This is a genomic window from Bradyrhizobium vignae (genome assembly GCF_004114425.1).
Taxonomy (GTDB): Bacteria; Pseudomonadota; Alphaproteobacteria; order Rhizobiales; family Xanthobacteraceae; genus Bradyrhizobium; species Bradyrhizobium vignae.
On the sequence record NZ_RDQF01000021.1, the window covers coordinates 91,844 to 112,342 of the forward strand.

At 65.5% G+C, this 20,499-nt stretch carries 17 protein-coding genes and 1 other RNA gene; 11 read left to right on the forward strand and 7 right to left on the reverse strand.

Annotated elements, in window-relative coordinates:
- Positions 1-21: 21 nt before the first annotated feature.
- From EAV90_RS19715 to EAV90_RS19735, 5 genes are all read right to left on the reverse strand, one after another.
- The gene (locus EAV90_RS19715) at positions 22-846 is read right to left on the reverse strand and encodes a TIGR00282 family metallophosphoesterase (protein ID WP_162500449.1); all 825 of its coding nucleotides are present in this window, start codon (positions 844-846) and stop codon (positions 22-24) included.
- Positions 824-1,420, reverse strand: a complete 597-nt coding sequence (locus EAV90_RS19720; protein WP_122405688.1) for a 5-formyltetrahydrofolate cyclo-ligase — start codon at positions 1,418-1,420, stop codon at positions 824-826. Before EAV90_RS19720 ends, EAV90_RS19715 begins: the two co-directional genes overlap by 23 nt.
- A gap of 222 nt (positions 1,421-1,642) precedes the next feature.
- Positions 1,643-1,803, reverse strand: a non-coding RNA gene (gene ssrS, locus EAV90_RS19725) — 6S RNA.
- A 333-nt stretch (positions 1,804-2,136) separates the two neighbouring features.
- Positions 2,137-2,520, reverse strand: a complete 384-nt coding sequence (locus EAV90_RS19730; protein ID WP_061025095.1) for a cell division protein ZapA — start codon at positions 2,518-2,520, stop codon at positions 2,137-2,139.
- Positions 2,517-2,837 carry a DUF4164 domain-containing protein gene (locus tag EAV90_RS19735; protein WP_164937020.1) on the reverse strand — a complete coding sequence of 107 codons (321 nt, stop codon included), beginning with the start codon at positions 2,835-2,837 and terminating at the stop codon, positions 2,517-2,519. Before EAV90_RS19735 ends, EAV90_RS19730 begins: the two co-directional genes overlap by 4 nt.
- 403 nt (positions 2,838-3,240) lie before the next feature.
- On the opposite strand from EAV90_RS19735, the gene tkt reads away from it, so the two are divergent.
- From tkt to EAV90_RS19775, 8 genes are all read left to right on the forward strand, one after another.
- Complete coding sequence (gene tkt / locus EAV90_RS19740) at positions 3,241-5,256, forward strand: transketolase (RefSeq protein WP_122405690.1); 2,016 nt, start codon at positions 3,241-3,243, stop codon at positions 5,254-5,256.
- Between the two features lie 150 nt (positions 5,257-5,406).
- Positions 5,407-6,414: a type I glyceraldehyde-3-phosphate dehydrogenase gene (gene gap, locus EAV90_RS19745; RefSeq protein ID WP_122405691.1), complete on the forward strand. Its 1,008-nt coding sequence runs from the start codon at positions 5,407-5,409 to the stop codon at positions 6,412-6,414.
- A gap of 150 nt (positions 6,415-6,564) precedes the next feature.
- Positions 6,565-7,761 (forward strand): phosphoglycerate kinase, encoded by a 1,197-nt coding sequence (locus EAV90_RS19750; protein ID WP_122405692.1) that lies wholly within the window; start codon positions 6,565-6,567, stop codon positions 7,759-7,761.
- Between the two features lie 39 nt (positions 7,762-7,800).
- A complete protein-coding gene (gene fba, locus EAV90_RS19755; protein WP_122405693.1) occupies positions 7,801-8,868 on the forward strand; it encodes a class II fructose-bisphosphate aldolase in 1,068 nt (355 codons plus the stop codon).
- A 240-nt stretch (positions 8,869-9,108) separates the two neighbouring features.
- Positions 9,109-10,134, forward strand: coding sequence for a class I fructose-bisphosphate aldolase (locus EAV90_RS19760; RefSeq protein ID WP_129144413.1), 1,026 nt, complete (start codon positions 9,109-9,111; stop codon positions 10,132-10,134).
- Positions 10,135-10,137: 3 nt separating this feature from the next.
- Entirely contained in the window at positions 10,138-10,827 is a 690-nt protein-coding gene (locus EAV90_RS19765; RefSeq protein ID WP_129144414.1) for a thiamine phosphate synthase, read from the forward strand.
- An 8-nt stretch (positions 10,828-10,835) separates the two neighbouring features.
- Positions 10,836-11,912 (forward strand): tetratricopeptide repeat protein, encoded by a 1,077-nt coding sequence (locus EAV90_RS19770; protein WP_129144415.1) that lies wholly within the window; start codon positions 10,836-10,838, stop codon positions 11,910-11,912.
- Positions 11,913-11,996: 84 nt separating this feature from the next.
- Positions 11,997-12,788 (forward strand): inositol monophosphatase family protein, encoded by a 792-nt coding sequence (locus EAV90_RS19775; protein WP_129144416.1) that lies wholly within the window; start codon positions 11,997-11,999, stop codon positions 12,786-12,788.
- A 135-nt stretch (positions 12,789-12,923) separates the two neighbouring features.
- Here the strand turns inward: EAV90_RS19775 and EAV90_RS19780 are convergent, their stop codons facing one another.
- Both EAV90_RS19780 and EAV90_RS19785 read right to left on the reverse strand, forming a co-directional pair.
- The gene (locus tag EAV90_RS19780) at positions 12,924-16,076 is read right to left on the reverse strand and encodes a multidrug efflux RND transporter permease subunit (RefSeq protein WP_129144417.1); all 3,153 of its coding nucleotides are present in this window, start codon (positions 16,074-16,076) and stop codon (positions 12,924-12,926) included.
- Between the two features lie 219 nt (positions 16,077-16,295).
- Complete coding sequence (locus EAV90_RS19785; protein WP_122405699.1) at positions 16,296-17,489, reverse strand: efflux RND transporter periplasmic adaptor subunit; 1,194 nt, start codon at positions 17,487-17,489, stop codon at positions 16,296-16,298.
- 340 nt (positions 17,490-17,829) lie between these two features.
- Between EAV90_RS19785 and EAV90_RS19790 the strand changes: the two genes are divergently transcribed.
- From EAV90_RS19790 to EAV90_RS19800, 3 genes are all read left to right on the forward strand, one after another.
- Complete coding sequence (locus EAV90_RS19790; RefSeq protein WP_129144418.1) at positions 17,830-18,846, forward strand: flagellar motor protein MotA; 1,017 nt, start codon at positions 17,830-17,832, stop codon at positions 18,844-18,846.
- Positions 18,847-19,003: 157 nt separating this feature from the next.
- The gene (locus EAV90_RS19795) at positions 19,004-20,032 is read left to right on the forward strand and encodes a peptidoglycan -binding protein (RefSeq protein ID WP_122405701.1); all 1,029 of its coding nucleotides are present in this window, start codon (positions 19,004-19,006) and stop codon (positions 20,030-20,032) included.
- The gene (locus EAV90_RS19800; protein WP_129144419.1) at positions 20,032-20,481 is read left to right on the forward strand and encodes a GNAT family N-acetyltransferase; all 450 of its coding nucleotides are present in this window, start codon (positions 20,032-20,034) and stop codon (positions 20,479-20,481) included. Before EAV90_RS19795 ends, EAV90_RS19800 begins: the two co-directional genes overlap by 1 nt.
- The last annotated feature ends 18 nt before the right edge of the window (positions 20,482-20,499 follow it).

Consider the following 20,499-nt stretch of genomic DNA (forward strand, 5'->3'; position numbering starts at 1 on the left):
GGGGCGATTGCTGCATGACCGTCAACTCAACCAGAACTTCGGCGTCGCGGGCTCCAGCCTTCCGCCCACACGCACCGGCGCGATCCTGAGCGCGAGGCCCGTTGCATCGTCCGTCTCGACCGCAACGGCGCTGAGCGTCGCAGCGCCTGCGGCCGGCTCGAAGCGCCCCGACGGAATCCCCGTGGTGAACCGGCGCAGCGGCTCTTCCTTCTGCATGCCGATGATGGAGTCGTAATCGCCGGTCATGCCGGCGTCGGTCATGTAGGCGGTGCCGCCGGACAGGATCTGGTGGTCGGCGGTCGGGACATGCGTGTGGGTGCCGACGACGAGGCTGGCGCGACCGTCGCAGAAGAAGCCGATGCCCTGTTTCTCGCTGCTCGCCTCGCAATGGAAGTCGACGACGATGGCGTCGGCGGCGACGCCGAGCGGGCAGGCTCCCAATTCGCGCTCGAGCGCGGCGAAGGGATCGTCGAACGGGGTCATGAACACGCGGCCCAAAGCGTTGACGACGAGTGCATGCTTGCCGTTCTTGGTCTCGACCAAGGCGGCGCCGCGGCCGGGCGTGCCGCGCGGATAGTTCGCGGGCCGCACCAGGCGGTCGGCGCGCTCGATGAAGACGAGCGCCTCGCGCTGATCCCAGGAATGATTGCCGAGCGTCACCGCGTCGGCGCCGGCCTCGAGAAACTCCTGGTAGATCGCTTCCGTGATGCCGAAGCCGCCGGCCGAATTCTCGCCGTTGACCACGACGAAATCGAGCGACCAGTCCTTGACCATGCCGGGCAGATATTCGGCGACGGCCTCGCGCCCGCTACGGCCGACGACGTCACCCACGAAGAGAATGCGCAACTTCAGAACTCCGGAAATCGAACACGTCCGTTTCCGTTAGCACATAATCCAGCGCGACGTCGTGCGATAGTGCCGGAACCGTCTCGATCTCCTGTGCTGCAAACGCAAGGCCGATGCCGACGATGTGCTTGGCTTTCCGCAGATGCGCGAAGGTGAAATCGTAATGTCCCGCGCCATAGCCGATGCGATGGCCGAGGCGGTCGAACGCGGCGAGCGGCGTCAGCATGATATCGGGGACGACCTCGGCCGCTGCAGGCGACGGCTCGGGAATGCCGAGTGGGCCGAGCATCAGGCGATCGTTCGGATGGAAGAGGCGGAAGATCAGCGACTGGCCGCGCGCAGTGACGCAAGGCAGCGCCAGCCTCGCGCCCTCCTCCGCGAGCTTGGTCAAAAGCGGCATCGGATCGATCTCGCTGCGGATCGGCGAATAGCCGGAGACGATGCTGCCCGGCAGCAGCTTGAACGGCAGCCCGCGCTTGGCGAGCTTTGCGGCGGCGGCAGTGCGCTTCTTCTCGCTCAGCGCATCGCGCTTGGCGAGGGCTTTGGCGCGGAGCTCGGATTTCGAGTTGGACATGTGCTGGTCCCCCAAAGTCATCACCCGCCTTGTGCGCCATTGCGCACTGGAGCAGGCGATCCAGTATTCCAGAGCCGGTGGTGATTCACACAAAGGCCGCGGCGTACTGGATGCCCCGCCCCCGTACGCAATTGCGCACCAGGCGGAGCATGACACCTGTTGAACCGGCCGCAGTCGTTTCAACAAGCACAAATCAAGCAGACAACAAATCAAGCAGACAAGTGCGAAGCCGCGTACGCCGTTGAAGCACTCGATCCCGGAGTTCCCTACGAAAGTAGGTGGGCACCATATGTCCGGGCCCACGGGCCCGGCCAGGGACAGTTCCCTAAAGGATCGATAAGGCCCCGGGGATATATGGCTCCTGACGCACGTCGCAGCCTCGCTCAGGCAATCTAACAACGATACTGACGAATCGCCAGCCCGAGTCGCGGCTGGTTCGCAACTCCTTGCGCGAGAGGTCGACGCGCGAAGCGCGGCGGGTGAGGGCTCTCTCCTCCTGGGGGTTCTCGCCCAGCGGAAACACCCTCTCCGCAACCCTCCCCCGCGAGCGCAGGGCTATCGCATCTGAGATCCTTTCCCTGCGGCCATCCTTCGAGACGCCCGCCTTAGGCGGGCTCTCGAAGGACGAGGCGTGCGCGCAGGCTGCAGCCACGACCCATATGCGATAGCCCTGCCCGCGAGCTGGGGAGGGAGCGCACCGGTCGCGTGGCTCTCGCCTACCCGATCGCAATCCCGTTGCCGACGGTGCGGTTCAGCACCTGGGTCGACTTCTCGATGCGTTCGGCGGCGGCGTTCAGTGCGTTGACCACGGCGGTCTGCGTCATCCTGGCGCGCTCGACGGCGGCGTTGCGGAAATCCCGGAGCTCGGTCAGCTCCTGCTCGAGGGTTCGGACACGGTTGCTGGTGTCGATCAATTCGTCACACACGGTCAGCGCCGCCATCACGGTGAGCCGCGCATCGCCGATCTCGCCGAATTTTCCGCGCAGCGACTGGATGCGTGTCTCCAGGGTTTCGGCGAGCTTGAGCAGCCGCACCTCCTGGCCCTCCTCGCAGGCCATGCGGTATTGCCGGCCGTTGATGGTGACGTTGATGTGGCTCATCCGTCCTCTCCGGTATCGAGCACCGAGCGTATCGTGACGATTGCGGAATCCAGCCGGTCAGAGATCTCGCGATTGGCGCGCTCGAGCTTGCGCGCCTTCACCAGTGCGCCGTCGAGCTCGTCGGCAAGGCGCGAGCGATCCGCGCCGAGCGCCTGAATCCGCGCCGCGAGCTCGTTCTCGTCGCGATCGGCATCGCGCCGCCGCTCCACCGCACTTTCGAGCGCGTCGAGCGCCGCCGTGAGCCGGCGGGTCGCAATCTCGATCTCGACGGCAGATGACTCCGTCATGGCGGAACTGTTTGATACGCGATCGTTCATGCAGTCAGCGGCGGAACCTGGCGGCCTTTGCCCAGTGGCCTTTCCCTGGAGCTTGCCGTCCGGCAAAAGACTCGGTTCGGCAAGCGGTTAGAAGCAGAAATTTACGTGGCAGGAAAGCCCAGCGCAACGCCGCCGCAAAGCTATGCACCGATAGATGGGATCCGGCATCCCGGCCTACCGGTTCCCGTGTGCATGATCTTTCGGAAAACGGTTCCCACTTTCCGGATCATGCCTTGATAATACCTGGATGATACTTGGGCGATTTTTCGCGCTCGGAACGCGCTTGATTGCCTTGGACTCCCGGAACCGAGATGCTATCCAGCCCCAGCTCCCGTGACCGCCAGTCTCGATCCAGCGCGGCGCACACGGCCATCAAGCACCTCATTCCAGACGGATTTTCACCATGATGCAGCTCGATGCCACCCGTATGGCCCATACGCAGGTCGACCACACCCGCATGGCCAACGCGATCCGCGGCCTTTCGATGGACGCTGTCGAGAAGGCCAAATCGGGCCATCCCGGCCTGCCGATGGGTGCCGCCGACATCGCCACCGTGCTGTTCACGCAGTTCCTGAAATTCGATGCCGCCGCGCCAGCCTGGCCTGACCGCGACCGCTTCGTGCTCTCGGCCGGCCACGGCTCGATGCTGCTCTATTCGCTGCTGTATCTCACCGGCAATACCGAGATGACGCTGGACCAGATCAAGCAGTTTCGCCAGGTCAACTCGCTCACTCCCGGCCACCCCGAGAATTTCCGCACCAAAGGCATCGAAACCACCACGGGACCGCTCGGCCAGGGCATCTCGACTGCAGTCGGCATGGCGCTCGCCGAGAAGATGCTCGCCGCCGAGTTCGGCAAGAAGATCGTCGACCACCATACCTATGTGCTCGCATCCGACGGCGACCTGATGGAAGGCGTGTCGCAGGAAGCGATCGCGATGGCCGGGCATTGGAAGCTCAACAAGCTGATCGTGCTCTACGACGACAACGGCATCTCGATCGATGGCCCAACCTCGATCGCGGATTCCGTCGACCAGGTGAAGCGCTTCAAAGCGGCGGGCTGGGCGGCCGAGAAGATCGACGGCCAGGACCAGGCCGCGATCGCCGACGCCATCACGCGCGCCAGGAAATCGAACAAGCCGACGCTGATTGCCTGCCGCACCACCATCGGTTTCGGCGCGCCGCACAAGGCCGGCACCGCGAAGGTGCATGGCGAGGCGCTCGGGGCCGACGAGCTCAAGGCCGCCAAGGAAAATCTCGGCATCTCGCTCGAGCCGTTCTCCGTGCCTGACGACGTGCTGAAGGCCTGGCGCGCAGCCGGCAGCCGCGGCGCTGTGGCGCGGCAGGAATGGGAAGGACGGATCAGTGAGCTCGGCAGCCGCAAGCGTGCCGAGTTCGAGCGCCGCCTGCGACATGAGCGTCCGGCGTCGCTCGCAAAGGCGCTGCGCGCGCACAAGAAGGAATTGCTCGAGAAGCCGCTGACGGCGGCAACCCGCAAATCATCGGAAGCCGCGATCGAGGCGATCGCCGCCGCGATGCCGATGGAATTCCTGGCCGGCTCCGCCGATCTCACCGGCTCCAACAACAACAAAGCGAAATCGGCGACTGCCTTCTCGGCCAAGACGCCGAAGGGCCGCTTCATCCATTACGGCATCCGCGAGCACGGCATGGCGGCTGCGATGAACGGCATCTTCCTGCACGGCGGCTTCGCGCCGAACGGCGCGACGTTTCTGGTATTCACCGACTACGCCCGTCCCGCGATGCGCCTTGCCGCGCTGATGGGTGCCGGCGTCGTCTACGTGATGACTCACGACTCCATCGGCCTCGGCGAGGACGGCCCGACCCATCAGCCGGTCGAGCATCTCGCCGCGCTTCGCGCCATTCCCAACATGCGCGTGTTCCGTCCCTGCGATGCCATCGAGGTCGCCGAGTGCTGGGAGCTCGCGCTCAACCGCGTGGACGGACCGACCGTGCTGGCGCTGACGCGGCAGAACCTGCCGCAGCTGCGTACCACCGCACCGAACGACAATCCCTGTGCGGCCGGCGCCTATGAGCTCGTCCCAGCCCAGGGCGAAGCCAAGGTGACGCTGTTCGCTTCCGGCTCCGAGGTCGAGATCGCGGTGGCTGCCCAAAAACAGCTCACGGAACGCGGCATCGCGTCACGCGTTGTCTCTGTTCCTTCGCTCGAGCTGTTGTTAGCGCAACCAGAGGCGAAACGCGCCGCAATCATCGGCAACGCGCCGGTCAAGATTGCGATCGAGGCCGCCGTGCGCTGGGGCTGGGATGCCGTGATCGGCCAGGACGGCGAGTTCATCGGCATGCATTCCTTCGGCGAAAGCGGTCCTGCCAAGGAGCTTTACAAGCATTTCGGCATTACCGCCGAGGCCGCGGTTAACGCTGTGCTGAAGCGCGTTTCCTGAGAGTTGAGCTTGCCGCAAAAAAGGACTACGTAATCTCCCATATGATCAAGCACCGCCCGGCCGAACCGGGCGTCCGCCCCTAAAAAACCCTCGCAAGCGCGCCAAGCGCGCGTTGTGCGGGATGACAACGGTCATTGAAGGAGACGAAACATGGCAGTCCGCGTCGGAATTAACGGTTTTGGCCGCATCGGCCGCAACGTCCTGCGGGCTATCGCCGAGTCAGGCCGCAAGGACATCGAGGTCGTCGGCATCAACGATCTCGGCCCGGTCGAGACCAACGCCCATCTCCTCCGCTACGACAGCGTCCATGGCCGTTTCCCCGGCACCGTCACCGTCGAGGGCGACTCCATCAGCCTCGGCAGCGGCAAGATCAAGGTGACCGCCGAGCGCGATCCTTCGAAGCTGCCGTGGAAGGATCTCGGCGTCGACATCGCGCTGGAATGCACCGGCATCTTCACCTCGAAGGACAAGGCTTCCGCGCATCTGACCGCCGGCGCCAAGCGTGTGCTGGTCTCCGCGCCCGCCGACGGCGCCGACGCCACCATCGTCTACGGCGTCAATCACGAGACGCTGACCAGGGATCACCTCGTCGTCTCCAACGGAAGCTGCACCACCAACTGCCTCGCGCCGGTCGCCAAGGTGCTGAACGATCTCGTCGGCATCGAGACCGGCTTCATGACCACGATCCACGCTTACACCGGCGACCAGCCGACGCTGGACACGCTGCACAAGGATCTCTACCGCGGCCGCGCCGCGGCGATGTCGATGATCCCGACCTCGACCGGCGCTGCGAAGGCGATCGGCCTCGTGCTGCCGGAACTCAAGGGCAAGCTCGACGGCGTCGCGATCCGCGTGCCGACCCCGAACGTCTCGGTCGTCGACCTCAAGATCGTCGCCAAGCGCGCCACCGACGCCAAGGAAGTCAACGCGGCGATGAAGCGCGCCAGCGAGCAGCAGCTCAAGGGCATCCTCGGCTACACCAACGCGCCGAACGTCTCGATCGACTTCAACCACGACCCGCACTCCTCGACCTTCCACGAGGACCAGACCAAGGTGCAGAACGGCACGCTGGTGCGCGTGATGTCCTGGTACGACAACGAGTGGGGGTTCTCGAACCGCATGGCGGACACCGCCGTCGCGATGAGCAAGGTGATCTGAGGACGCTCCATGTCCCGGACGCGATGCAGCGTGAAACGCTGCTTCACAGATCCGGGACCCATCTCAACCGCGGGACTCGCCGCAACGTGGGTCCCGGTTCTGCACAGCAGCGCTGCGCGCCGCGGTGCGCCCGGGACAAGGGCCTCTCAGATGACCAACAAATTCCGCACCCTCGACGACGTCGACGTGAAGGGCAAGCGCGTCTTGCTGCGCGTCGATCTCAACGTGCCCATGGAGAACGGGCGCGTCACCGATGCCACGCGGCTCGAGCGCGTTGCGCCGACCATCAGCGAAATCTCGGACAAGGGCGGCAAGGTCATCCTGCTCGCGCATTTCGGCCGGCCGAAGGGACGCGATGCCAAGGACTCGCTCAAGCCGGTTGCCGAAGCGCTGTCCAAGGTGGTGAAAAAACCCGTCGCCTTCGCCGACGATTGCATCGGCGAGCCCGCAGCACAGGCGGTGGCCGGCCTGAAGGACGGCGACATCCTGTGTCTCGAAAACACCCGCTTCCACAAGGAAGAGGAAAAGAACGATCCTGCCTTCGTCGCGGAGCTCGCCAAGCTCGGCGACATCTGGGTCAATGACGCCTTCTCGGCCGCACACCGCGCCCACGCCTCGACCGAAGGCCTCGGTCACAAGCTGCCCGCCTATGCAGGCCGCACCATGCAGGCCGAGCTCGATGCGCTGGAGAAGGCGCTGGGGTCGCCGACCAAGCCTGTGATCGCGATCATCGGCGGCGCAAAAGTCTCGACCAAGATCGACCTGCTGGAAAACCTCGTCACCAAGGTCGATGCGCTCGTGATCGGCGGCGGCATGGCCAACACCTTCCTGCACGCGCAGGGCGTTGCGATCGGCAAGTCGCTGGCCGAGAAGGACCTCGCGCCGACCGCGCTGCGCATCCTGGAGAAGGCGAACGCCGCCAACTGCGCCATCATCCTTCCCGTCGACGCCACCGTCGCCTACCATTTCGCCGCCAACGCGCCCGCGCATGCCTATGGGCTCGACGCGATCCCCGCCGACGGCATGATCCTCGACGTCGGCCCACAATCGGTCGCGCGCGTCCACGCCGCGATCGACGATGCGGCGACGCTGGTCTGGAACGGACCGCTCGGGGCCTTCGAGCTGCAGCCGTTCGACCGCGGCACGGTCGCGGCCGCCAAGCACGCCGCCGAGCGCACCAAGGCCAAGAAGCTGATCTCGATCGCGGGCGGCGGCGACACCGTCGCGGCGCTCAACCAGGCCCATGTGGCCGGTGACTTCACCTATGTCTCCACCGCCGGTGGCGCGTTCCTTGAATGGATGGAAGGCAAGCCCCTGCCCGGCGTCGAAGTTCTGCGCACCAAGTAATCAAGCGGCCTTGCAGGCCCCAACGGGAGAAAAAGACAGATGGCTCGGATCACGTTACGTCAACTGCTCGACCATGCGGCGGAGAACGATTACGGCGTACCGGCCTTCAACATCAACAACATGGAGCAGGCGCTGGCGATCATGGACGCGGCCAACCAGGTCGATGCGCCCGTCATCATCCAGGCCTCGCGCGGCGCGCGCTCCTACGCCAACGACGTCATGCTCAAGCACATGATGGACGCGGTGACCGAGATCTATCCGCACATTCCTGTCTGCGTGCATCTCGACCACGGCAACGAGCCCGCGACCTGCATGACCGCGATCCAGGCCGGCTTCACCTCCGTGATGATGGACGGCTCGCTCAAGGCCGACGGCAAGACCCCCGGCGACTGGGGCTACAATGTCGGTGTCACCAAGACCGTGACCGACATGGCCCATCTCGGCGGCATCTCCGTCGAGGGTGAACTCGGCGTGCTCGGCTCGCTCGAGACCGGCATGGGTGACAAGGAAGACGGCCACGGCGCCGAAGGCAAGCTCAGCCACGACCAGCTCCTGACCAACCCGGACGAGGCCGTGAAGTTCGTCAAGGAGACCAAGGTCGACGCGCTCGCGATCGCGATGGGGACGTCCCACGGTGCCTACAAATTTACCCGCAAGCCCGACGGCGACATCCTCGCCATGAACGTGATCGAGGAGATCCACCGCAAGCTGCCGAACACGCATCTCGTCATGCACGGCTCCTCGTCAGTGCCGCAGGAGCTGCAGGACATCATCAACGCCTATGGCGGCAAGATGAAGCCGACCTGGGGCGTACCTGTCAGCGAGATCCAGCGCGGCATCAAGAACGGCGTGCGCAAGATCAACATCGACACCGACAATCGCATGGCGATGACCGGCCAGATCCGGAAAGTGCTCAAGGACAGCCCGGAAGAGTTCGATCCGCGCAAGTACCTGAAGCCGGCGATGGAAGCCATGACCAAGCTGTGCAAGCAGCGCCTGCAGGAGTTCAACACGGCGGGCCAGGCCTCCAAGATCAAGAAGGTGCTGACCACCGCCGAGATGGCCAAGCGCTACGCCAAGGGCGAGCTCGATCCCCGCGTCGCGTAAGCGATCGCGAAGGTGGCGTAAGCCGTTTCAAGCCCATTCCCGGGTTTCCGGGACGCGCGAAGCGTGGGCCCGGAATCCATAACCACAGCCTGGGGTTATGGATTCCGGGCCTGTGCCTTTCGGCGCATCCCGGAATGGCAGAAAGCCCCTTTACCCTGCGACGAACGTTAACTCGGCAATTGCCCGAGAACGGTCTATTTTCGCGGGCAAGGGCAGAATCGTTTTTGGGAGGACCTCTCGATGAATCTGACTGAGCTCAACCGGATCGCGACCGCCATGGTCGCCCCCGGCAAGGGTATCCTTGCCGCCGACGAATCCTCCGGCACCATCAAGAAGCGGTTTGATGCCATCGGCGTGGAATCGACGGAAGAGAACCGCCGCGACTATCGCGAGATGCTGTTTCGCTCCAAGGACGCCATGAGCCAATACATCTCCGGTGTCATCCTCTATGACGAGACGATCTGGCAGGATGCCAAGGACGGCACGCCGCTGATCAAGCTGATCGAGCAGAGCGGGGCCATTCCCGGCATCAAGGTCGACGAGGGCACGCAAGCCCTGCCGATGTGCCCGGGCGAGCTCGTGACCGTCGGGCTCGACAAGCTCGCCGAGCGCCTGAAGAAATACTATGAGCGCGGCGCGCGCTTCGCCAAATGGCGCGCGGTGATCGACATCGGCAGCGGCATCCCCTCGATGACCGCGATCAACGTCAACGCCCACGCGCTGGCGCGCTACGCCGCGCTGTGCCAAACCGCGCAGATCGTGCCGATCGTCGAGCCGGAGGTGCTGATGGACGGCGACCACGACATCGATCGCTGCTATGAGGTGACGCAACGCGTGCTCGACAACACGTTCCAGGAGCTGCGCGTGCAGCGCGTGGCGCTCGAAGGCATGGTGCTGAAGCCGAACATGGCGATCTCAGGCAAGAAATGTCCCAAGCAGGCCTCTGTGGAAGAGGTCGCGGAGAAGACGATACGGCTGCTGAAGGCCTGCGTGCCCGCGGCGGTGCCCGGCATCGCCTTCCTTTCCGGCGGCCAGTCCGACGAGGAGGCAACCGCGCATCTCAACGCGATGCACAAGCTCGGCCCGCTGCCCTGGGGCCTGACCTTCTCCTACGGCCGCGCGCTGCAGGCCGCGCCGCAGAAGGCCTGGTCGGGCAAAGCCGAGAATGTCGCGGCCGGCCAGCGCGCCTTCAGCCATCGCGCCCGGATGAACGGCCTTGCGTCCAAGGGCAAATGGCAAAGCAGCCTGGAACAGAAGGCAGCCTAGATCTTGTCGAACAAACCGCCTCCGCCGCGCCCGGCGCCGCGTCTCTACCTCGCGACGCCTGTGGTCGATGATCCAGCTGCGCTGGTCGCCGAGCTGCCGGCCCTGCTCGCCTCCGCCGATGTCGCCGCCGTGCTGCTGCGGCTGAAGGAGACCGATCAGCGCACCATGATCTCGCGCATCAAGGTGTTGGCGCCGCCGGTGCAGAAGGCAGGCGCAGCGCTCCTCGTCGATGGTCATCCTGAAATCGTCGCGCGCGGCGGCGCCGATGGCGCGCATCTCTCCGGGATCGCCGCCCTGGAGGAGGCGATGCCCTCGCTCAAGCCCGATCGCATCGCGGGCGTCGGAGGACTTGCCACGCGCCACGATTCCATGAGCGCGGGCGAGATCGGCGCCGACTATGTTCTGTTCGGCGAGCCCGACAAAAACGGCCAGCGCCCGTCATCCCAGGCCATTGCCGAACGGCTGGACTGGTGGGCCGAGCTGTTCGAGCCGCCCTGCGTCGGCTTTGCCATTTCGCTGGACGAGGCGCACGATTTCGCCGCCAGCGGCGCCGATTTCGTGCTGGTCGGCGACTTCATCTGGGCCGATCCCCGCGGGCCCAAGGCCGCGCTGATCGACGTCGATGCTGCGATCAAGAAGGCCCATGCGACGGCGCCGGCCGGCCAAGATCCTGCGAGTCAGGAGCACGGCTAGCGCCCGACATGAAGCTCCCATGCATCACCATGCTGGCCACGCTGCTGCTCACAGCGTCCGCGGCCGCACAGCTCCAGATCACGCCGCCGGCCACAACGCCGAGCGCACCCGCCGAAAAACCGAAGCCGAAACCGCACACGATCACCAAGAAGAAGGAGGCCGCGCCCGCGCCGAAGCCTTCGGCCTCTCCCAAGCCGTCGCCCTCACCCCAGCCGGCCGCGACCGTGATCCCGGCGCCGCCCAACGACGACCCCAATGTGGATCTGGTGTTCGGCGCCTATCAGCGCGGCCAGTACAAGACGGCCTTCGAGCTCGCCACCGGCCGCGCACAAGCCGGCGATCCCAAGGCGATGACCATGCTCGGCGAGCTCTATTCCAACGCCATGGGCATCCGGCGCGACTACGCCAAGGCAGCCGAATGGTACAAGCGCGCGGCGGATGCCGGCGACCGCGAGGCGATGTTCGCGCTCGCCATGCTGCGCATTTCGGGTCGCGGCGGTCCGGTCGACAAGAACGAGGCGGTCAAGTTGATGGCCTCTGCCGCCAAGCTCGGCGAGCCCAAGGCGGCCTACAACCTCGCCTTGCTCTATCTGGACGGCCAGACGCTGCCGCAGGACGTCCGGCGCTCAGCGGAGCTGCTGCGCCAGGCCGCCGACGCCGGCCTGCCCGAGGCGCAATACGCACTCGCGACCTTCTACAAGGAAGGCACCGGCGTGCCGAAGGACCCGGAACGCGCGGTGCGGCTGCTCCAGGCTGCCTCGCTCGCCGACAATGTCGATGCCGAGGTCGAATATGCGATCGCGATGTTCAACGGCACCGGCACACCGAAGAACCAGCCGGCTGCCGTCGCGTTGCTCCGCAAGGCCTCCCGGCAAGGCAACGCGATCGCGCAGAACCGGCTGGCATGGGTGCTGATCAACGGCGTGGGCACCCCCATGGACAAGGTCGAGGGCTTCAAATGGCACCTGGTGGCCAAAACGGGCGGCAAGGGCGACCCTGAGCTCGACAAGCAGTTCTCTGAACTGCCGGCTGAGGACCGCGCCAAGGCCGAGGCTGCCGCCAGGAAATGGCTCGGGACCAAATGACTTGACGTTGGCGTCCTCGCAGGGCACCCCATCCCTCAAACAGGTGCGGTTCTGCGCCATTTCCCCGATCTAGACCGAAAGCTCATGCTGTATTCCGCCACTATCAACGTCATGGTCAAGGCGGCGCGCCGCGCCGGCCGCAGCCTCAAGCGCGATCTCGGCGAGATCGAGCATCTCCAGGTCTCGCTGAAGGGGCCAGCGAATTTCGTCTCGCTTGCCGACAAGCGCGCCGAGGAGATCCTCTATCAGGATCTCGCCAAGGCCCGGCCCGGCTACGGCTTCATCGGCGAAGAGGGCGGCACGCGCGAGGGCACTGACAAGAGCCACACCTGGATCGTCGATCCGCTCGACGGCACCACCAACTTCCTGCACGGCATCCCGCAATTTGCGATCTCCATCGGCCTCGCGCGCGAGGGCACCGTGATCGCCGGCGTGATCTACAACCCCGCCAATGACGAGCTCTACATCGCCGAGCGCGGCAAGGGCGCCTTCCTCAACGACCAGCGCCTGCGCGTCGCCGGCCGCCGCCAGCTGAATGAATGCGTGGTGGCCTGCGGCCTGCCCCATATCGGCCGCGGCGACCATGAGGAATTCCGCCGCGAGATGACCGCGATCCAGAACCGCGTCGCGGGACTCCGCCGCTTCGGCGCGGCCGCCCTCGACCTCGCCTTCGTCGCGGCGGGGCGCCTCGACGGCTATTGGGAGCGGAATTTGTCGCCCTGGGACATCGCGGCCGGGCAGATCATGGTCAAGGAAGCCGGTGGCACGGTGAGCGACATCGACACGTCGGGCGATGCGCTGACGACGGGTCACGTCGTGTGCGGCAATGAGTTCGTGCACGGGGAGTTGGTGAAGATTTTGCGGAAGCCGGCGTAAGGCAGAAGCTCGCTCACCCACTTCGCTGTCATCACCCGCGAAAGCGGGTGATCCAGTATTCCAGAGACGTCAGTTTGATACGGACAGGCCGCGGCGTAGTGGATGCCCCGCCTGCGCGGGGCATGACAATGTGCCTTACGGCTTCACCGGCGCCGGCGGTCCATACGCCTCGCCTTCCTTCGCCGCCTGCGGCTCCCGATCTCCGCCCAGCACGCGCTGCACCGAGACGAAGAACACCGGCACCATCAGCAGTGCCAGGATCACCACCGCGATCATGCCGCCCATCACGACGCTGCCGAGCGCCTGCTGGCTGGCGCCACCGGCGCCGTGGGCGATGGCCATCGGCAGCACGCCGCAGATGAAGGCGAGGCCGGTCATCAGGATCGGGCGGAAGCGCAGGCGGCAGGCTTCGATGGTGGCTTCGACCAGCGGCTTGCCCTCTTTCCGCAGATCCTTGGCGAACTCGATGATCAGGATCGCGTCCTTGGCCGCAAGGCCGATGATCGTGATCAGGCCGACGGTGAAGTAGACGTCGTTGGGCAGGCTCCGCAGCGTCGCTGCGGCGACCGCGCCGACGATACCCAGCGGCACGGTGAGCAGCACCGCCAGCGGAATGGTCCAGCTCTCGTACAGCGCGGCGAGGCACAGGAACACCACAAACACGGAGAGCGCGAGCAGGAACGGCGCCTGCGAGCCGGAGAGCTTCTCCTGGAGCGACTGTCCGGTCCATTCATAGCCGAAGCCGCGCGGCAATCTGTCGGCGAGCCGCTCCATCTCGGCGATCGCATCGCCCGAGGTGAAGCCGGGTCTGGCTTCGCCTGAGATGCGCACCGCCGGATAGTAGTTGAAGCCGGCGATCTGCGTCGGCCCGCGTGCCCATTCCACCATGGCAAAGGACGAGAACGGCACCAGCTGGCCGCGGCTGTTCTTGACGTTGTAGTTGAGGATGTCCTCGGTCCGCATGCGATCGCGGGCGTCGGCCTGCACCACGACGCGCTGCATGCGGCCGCGGTTCGGGAAATCGTTGATGTAGTTCGAGCCGAGATTGGTCGAGATCGTGTTGTTGATGTCCTCGAAGGTGACGCCGAAGGCGCCGGCCTTCTCGCGATCGATCATGAGATTGACCACGCCGGCCTCGGGCAGGCCTTCGATATAGACCTTCTGCAGCACCGGGCTCGCATTGGCCTCCGCGATCAGCTGGTCGGCGGCGCGCATCAATTGCTGATAGCCCTTCTGGCCGCGGTCCTGGAGACGGAACGAGAAGCCGGAGGAATTGCCGAGATTGTCGATCGGCGGCGGCTGCAGCGCGGAGATCTTGGCATCGCGGATCGAGGACAGGTCGCGGTTGATGTCGTTGACGATCGCCGAGGCGGAATCCTTCGACCCGCGCTCCGACCAATCCTTTAGCGTGATGAACGCCTGCGCGGTGTTCATGCCCTGGCCGGAGAAACTGAAGCCGGTGAGGAAGGTGACATCCTTCACGCCCGGCCGTGCGGCGAGATATTTCTCGACCTTCTCGATCACCGCCTCGGTGCGGGCATAGGACGAATCCGACGGCGTCTGCACGTCGGTGGTGACGAAGCCCTGGTCGTCGACGGGCAGGAAGCCGCCGGGCAGATTGACGAAGGCCCAGGATAGGCCGACCAGCAGCGCGGCATAGACCAGCATCAAACGGCCGGTGCGCTTCAGCGAGAAGCCGACAGTGCGCGAATAGCGCTCCTTGCCGCCTTCGAGCATGCGGTTGAACCAGCCGAACACGCCCCGCCTCGCATGACCGTGCCCGGCCGCAACGGGCTTGAGCAGGGTGGCGCACAGCGCCGGCGTCAGCGACAGCGCCAGGAAGGCGGAGAAGCCGATCGCCGCGACCATGGTGACCGAGAACTGGCGGTAGATGATGCCGACCGAGCCCGGGAAGAACGCCATCGGCACGAACACCGCCATCAGCACCAAGGTGATGCCGATGATGGCGCCGGTGATCTGCGACATCGCTTTCCGCGTCGCTTCCTTCGGCGAGAGACCTTCCTCGGCCATGATGCGCTCGACGTTCTCGACCACGACGATGGCGTCGTCGACGAGGATGCCGACCGCAAGCACCATGCCGAACATCGAGAGCATGTTGATGGAGTAGCCGGCGAGGAGCAGCGTGGAACAAGCCCCTAACAGCGCTACCGGCACCACGATGGTCGGAATGATGGTGTAGCGGATATTCTGCAGGAACAGGAACATCACCACGAACACCAGCACCACGGCCTCGACCAGCGTCGACAGCACCTTCTTGATCGAGGCCTCGACCACGGGCGTGATGTTGTAGGGGATCTCGTAGGTGATGTTGGCCGGGAAGAAGCGCGACAGCTCCTTCATCTTGGCTTCGACCGCGCTCGCGGTCGCCAGCGCGTTGCCGGTCGGCGACATCAGCACGGAGAGACCGGCGGTCGGCTTGCCGTTGAGGCGGGTGTTGAACTGGTAGCTGAGGCCGCCGACCTCGATGCGTGCAACGTCGCGCAGGCGTACGGTCGAACCGTCGGCATTGGCGCGCAGGATGATGGCGCCGAACTCCTCCGGGGAGGAGAGCTGACCCTTGACCAGCACCAGTGCGGAGGTGCGCTGGCTCGACGTCGACGGCTCGGCACCAAGGCTGCCCGAGGCGACCTGCGCGTTCTGCGCGGCGATCGCCTTGTTGACGTCGTCGGCTGTCAGCCCATAGCCGACGAGCTTGGCCGGATCGACCCAGACGCGAAGCGAGCGCTCGGTCGAATACAGCGTGGCGCGCCCGACGCCGGGAATGCGGCGGATCTCGCCGAGCACGTTGCGGATCATGAAGTCGCCGAGGCCGACCTCATCCAAGCTGCCGTCGGTCGAGTTCAGCGTGATGATCTGAAGCACCGCGCTGGAGGCTTCCTCGATCAGGATGCCCTGCTGCATCACTGCGCGCGGCAGGCGCGCCTCGACGCGCTTGATGCGGTTTTGCACCTCCACCGAGGCGGCGCTGGTATCGGTACCCGGCTGGAAGTTCGCGATGATCTCGACCTGGCCGAGCGAGTCGCTGGTCGATTCGAAGTTGAGGATGTTGGCGGCGCCGTTGAGCTCTTCCTCGATCAGCCGCGTGACGCTGTTGTAGAGGTTTTCGGGCGAGGCGCCGGGATAGCTGGTCGAGACCGAGATCGAGGGCGGCGCGATGATCGGATATTGCGCGATCGGCAGCAGCGGCACCGCGATCGCACCGATCAAGCAGATGAACAGCGCGACCACCCAGGCGAAGATCGGCCTGTCGATGAAGAAGCTCGGCATTTGCCGCTTTACCCTCGTTGTTTCGTTCGGGCTTGATGAAGTTAGGTTCGGCCGGTTGTCCGAGGTCGGCTTGCACCTCGCGATGCGAAGCATCGTCCAGAGCAATCCGGGTGAGGGGCCGCAACGCTCCGTGAAACTGAAACCCCTCACCCGGATCGCATCTTTCGATACGATCCGACCTCTCCCTACGGGAGAGGTGTTCTGAGTGGCGCTGGCGCGTTACCGCGTGAGCTTAAGGGCGTGCCTGTTGTCCGCGGTTGCCTCCGCTTCCGACCAGGATTGCGGCTTGACCCTGTCGCCGGCCGCGAACTTCTGGAAGCCCTCGACCACGACCTTGTCGCCGGCCTTCAGGCCTTCGGTGATGAACCAGAGTCCGTCCTGCACCGACCCGGTTCGCACCGGCTGCACCGCGATATGGTTGTCGTCCTTGACCACGAACACCTCGCTGCCGCCGCCGCCATTGCGCTGGATCGCCTGCTGCGGCACCGCGATCGCGTCGGAATCGAGGCCCTGGTCGATACGGACCCGGACATACATGCCCGGCAGCAGTTCGCGCTTGGGATTGGGGAACTCGCCGCGCAACGTCACCTGCCCGGTATGGGCATCGACCTTGGCGTCGGAGAACAGCAGCTTGCCGTCGAGCGAGTATATGGTGTTGTCGTCGAGCACCAGGCGCACCTTGGCGGCATCCGCCGCAATGCGCTCGAGGTCGCCGGTCTCGAAGGCACGGCGGAGCTGGTTGAGCTCGGTCACCGACTGGGTGAAGTCGGCATAGATCGGATCGAGCTGCTGGATGGTGGCGAGATTGGTTTCGTTCTGCACGACGAGCGCGCCCTCGCTGACCAGCGCCGCACCCACCACGCCGTCGATCGGCGCGCGCACGGTCGCGTAGTCGAGATTGAGCTTTGCGCGCGCAAGCTCGGCCTTGCGTCCCTCGACCTCGGCCTGAGCCTGGCGTTCGGCGGCGATGGCCTTCTCGTTCTCGGCCTCCGGCGCGGCGCGATCCTTGGTGAGCGCAGCAATGCGGCGTGCCTGCTGGTGCGCCTGCATCGCGGCGGCTTCGGCCTTGGCAAGCGCGGCCTCGCTCGCCATCACCTCGACCTCGAACGGACGCGGATCGATGCGGTAGAGCGGATCACCCGCCTTCACCTCGCTGCCCTGGCGGAACAGACGCTCGACCACGATGCCGGACACGCGCGGCCGCACGTCGGAGACCCGCGTCGGTGCGATGCGGCCCGGCAGCTCACGCACCACGGCGCGCGGCTGCGGCTTGACGACGACGATGCTGACGTCAGGGTCGGGCGGCTGGGCGGCGGACACGGCGGAGCTGGATTCCTCGCAAGCGCCCAGCAGCGGCGCAAGGGCCGCGAGCATCATTGCAACGCATGCCGATCGCGCACGAAGTCCTGACATGAAGTGGGGTGCCCCGGTGTTGTTGAAACTGATCACACTCCGCGCGGGCCCGTTCTGGGTCGCGGCGCGCGGCCGATGCCGTCAAAATAGAATGGCGGTGCTGCGACGCAACGCATGCCGCGGGCGGCTCATTGTCACACGGCATATCCCGTTGAGTTCAGATGGCTTTTGCAGACTCACCCGATTGTGAGTCGAGTTCCATCGCGGCGTGCTGCGACGGAACAGCGCAATCAGGCGGCGGACAAGCTGTCCCCGAAATCGGCGCATCCGGCGCTTTTTTTGGGCTGGCGCTGTGCCATAGTGCGCCCCGCAATCAAGCTTCGTAACGGATGATACAGGCATGCGGTCTGGCACTTCCCGCTCCACCATGGATATCGAGTACACCAAACTGTCCTCGCCGAGCGTCTTCCTGGTGCGGATGCTGGTCTTCCTGGTGCTGTGCACGCTGGTGGGCGTGGTGCTCTACAAGCAGATCATCCAGGCCTTCTTTGCCAATCCCGGGCTCAATGCCCTGATCGGGGCGGTGCTGTTCATCGGCATCGTGCTGGCCTTCCGCCAGGTGATCCGGCTCTACCCCGAAGTCTCCTGGGTCAATAATTTCCGTATCGCCGATCCTGGCCTTGCCCCGGCCCGCCACCCCAAGCTGCTGGCGCCGATGGCGGCGATCCTGGGCGGCGAGCGCTTTGGGCGGATGACCATCACCCAGACCACGATGCGGCACCTGCTCGATTCGATCGCGACCCGGCTGGACGAAGCCCGCGATATCTCGCGCTACATGACCGGCCTCTTGGTCTTCCTCGGCCTGCTCGGCACTTTCTGGGGCCTGATCGAGACGGTCGGCTCGGTGGGCAAGGTGATCGACGGGCTCAAGGTCGGCGGCGATGCCGCCTCCCTGTTCGACACCCTCAAGGAGGGCCTCGCCGCCCCGCTCGGCGGCATGGGCATCTCGTTCTCCAGCTCGCTGTTCGGCCTTGCCGGCTCGCTGATCCTCGGCTTCCTCGATCTGCAATCGAGCCAGGCGCAGAACCGCTTCTACACCGACCTGGAAGACTGGCTCGCCACCACCGTGCGCGAGTATGGCAAGGACGAAGTGGCGGCCGCGGCCGGCGGCGGTGGCGTGGCCAGCGGCGAACTCCAGGCCGCCGTCGAGCGGCTGCGCTCCGTGCTCGAGGAAGGCAGCGCCAACCGCGGCACCACGGCGGCGATGGCGAGCCTTGCCGAAGCGATCCAGGCGCTGGTCTCGCACATGCGCACCGAGCAACAGATGATCCGCGAATGGGCCGACGGCCAGGGCGAGCAGAACCGCGAGATCCGACGCCTCTTGGAGCGCATCGCGCGGCAGCCGGAGAAGAGTTAGCAGCAATGGAGAGCGCGTGCCCCGGACGCAGCGCAGCACGCAGTGATACGCTGCCGAGCCGGGGCCCAGAATCTTCAACCAGCGCTGGATCCCGGCTCAGCGGCGCACCGGCAAGGCGCTGCACCGCGTCCGGGACACGAGAGAAACGGAGACGGAAATGGCTCTAGCGCGCGGCCGCCGCAGCGAAGGCGCATTCAACTACTGGCCCGGCTTCGTCGACGCACTGTCGACGCTGGTGCTGTCGATCGTGTTCCTGCTGTCGGTGTTCCTGGTGGTGCAGTTCTTCCTCTCGCAGGAGGTCACCGGCAAGGACAAGGCGCTGGAGCAGCTCAACGCCAAGATCGCCCAGCTCAACGAGCTGTTGTCGCTGGAGAAGCTCGGCAAGCTCTCGCTCGACGACCAGGTGTCGCAACTGAAAGCGGGCCTCGCCTCGGCCGAGTCCGAGCGCGACCGCATCAAGGGTCTCTATGAGGGCTTAGCCGCCGCCGGCAGCGACGCGCAGGGCAAGACCGCCGAGCTCGGCAAGGCGCTGGAGTCGGAGAAGGCTGTCTCGGCGCGAGCGCTGGCGCAGATCGAGGTGCTGAACCAGCAGATCAGCGCGCTGCGCCGGCAATTGGCGGCGCTGGAAGAGGCGTTGGATGCCAGCGAGAAGCGCGACAAGGAATCGCAAAGCCGCATTGCCGATCTGGGCTCCCGCTTGAACGTTGCATTGGCGCAGCGCGTGCAGGAATTGTCGCGCTATCGCTCGGAATTCTTCGGCCGGCTGCGCGCCATCCTCGGCAACCGCCCCGATATCCGCATCGTCGGCGACCGCTTCGTGTTCCAGTCCGAAGTGTTCTTCGACACCGGCCAGGCGACGCTGCTGCCCGAGGGGCGCGCCGAGCTCGACACCCTGGCCACCGCGCTGATCGACCTCGACAAGAAGATCCCGAGCGAGATTCCCTGGGTGCTGCGCGTCGACGGCCATACCGATGTGCGTCCGGTCAACGGTCCGAACTTCAAGTCGAACTGGGACCTGTCCGCGGCCCGCTCCATCTCGGTGGTGCAATATCTGATCTCGCTCGGCGTGCCGGCCCAGCGCCTCGTCGCCGCCGGCTTCGGCGAATTCCAGCCGCTCGATACCGGCAACACCGAGGAGGCCTATAAGCGCAACCGCCGCATCGAGCTGAAGCTGACGGAGCGGTAGTGAGCGCGTTCCACCTCCGCCCCTACCGCACTGAGGACGAAGCCGCTGCGATCGATCTCTGGCATCGCACCTGGCAGCAGGCTTATCCGCAGATCGACTTCGCCGCGCGGCTGGACTGGTGGCGCGAGCGCTGGCGCAAGGATCTGGTGCCGAAGGCCCAGGTCGTGGTGGCGGAACAGGACGGCGCGCCGATCGGTTTCGTCACCATCGACGGCGAAGGCTATCTCGATCAGCTCGTGGTCGATCCCGTCCATTGGGGTTCGGACGCAGCAAGGCTGCTGGTGGATGAGGCCAAGCGGCTGTCGCCGTCGGCCGTCACGCTGCTCGTCAACAAGGACAATGCCCGCGCCATACGCTTCTACGAGCGCAACGGCTTTGCCCATGCCGGCGACGACGTGAACCCGACCTCGGGCCGGCCGGTGCTGAAGATGGTATGGAAGCCCTGCTAGGGGTTTGCTGCCGCCACC

Excerpts from the sequence above, each read along its gene's own strand:
- EAV90_RS19720 (WP_122405688.1), bottom strand. The coding sequence starts at position 1,420 with ATGTCCAACTCGAAATCCGAGCTCCGCGCCAAAGCCCTCGCCAAGCGC.
- EAV90_RS19730 (WP_061025095.1), bottom strand. The coding sequence starts at position 2,520 with ATGAGCCACATCAACGTCACCATCAACGGCCGGCAATACCGCATGGCC.
- EAV90_RS19735 (WP_164937020.1), bottom strand. The coding sequence starts at position 2,837 with ATGAACGATCGCGTATCAAACAGTTCCGCCATGACGGAGTCATCTGCC.
- tkt (WP_122405690.1), top strand. The coding sequence starts at position 3,241 with ATGATGCAGCTCGATGCCACCCGTATGGCCCATACGCAGGTCGACCAC.
- gap (WP_122405691.1), top strand. The coding sequence starts at position 5,407 with ATGGCAGTCCGCGTCGGAATTAACGGTTTTGGCCGCATCGGCCGCAAC.
- EAV90_RS19750 (WP_122405692.1), top strand. The coding sequence starts at position 6,565 with ATGACCAACAAATTCCGCACCCTCGACGACGTCGACGTGAAGGGCAAG.
- fba (WP_122405693.1), top strand. The coding sequence starts at position 7,801 with ATGGCTCGGATCACGTTACGTCAACTGCTCGACCATGCGGCGGAGAAC.
- EAV90_RS19760 (WP_129144413.1), top strand. The coding sequence starts at position 9,109 with ATGAATCTGACTGAGCTCAACCGGATCGCGACCGCCATGGTCGCCCCC.
- EAV90_RS19770 (WP_129144415.1), top strand. The coding sequence starts at position 10,836 with ATGAAGCTCCCATGCATCACCATGCTGGCCACGCTGCTGCTCACAGCG.
- EAV90_RS19775 (WP_129144416.1), top strand. The coding sequence starts at position 11,997 with ATGCTGTATTCCGCCACTATCAACGTCATGGTCAAGGCGGCGCGCCGC.
- EAV90_RS19780 (WP_129144417.1), bottom strand. The coding sequence starts at position 16,076 with ATGCCGAGCTTCTTCATCGACAGGCCGATCTTCGCCTGGGTGGTCGCG.
- EAV90_RS19785 (WP_122405699.1), bottom strand. The coding sequence starts at position 17,489 with ATGTCAGGACTTCGTGCGCGATCGGCATGCGTTGCAATGATGCTCGCG.
- EAV90_RS19790 (WP_129144418.1), top strand. The coding sequence starts at position 17,830 with ATGCGGTCTGGCACTTCCCGCTCCACCATGGATATCGAGTACACCAAA.
- EAV90_RS19795 (WP_122405701.1), top strand. The coding sequence starts at position 19,004 with ATGGCTCTAGCGCGCGGCCGCCGCAGCGAAGGCGCATTCAACTACTGG.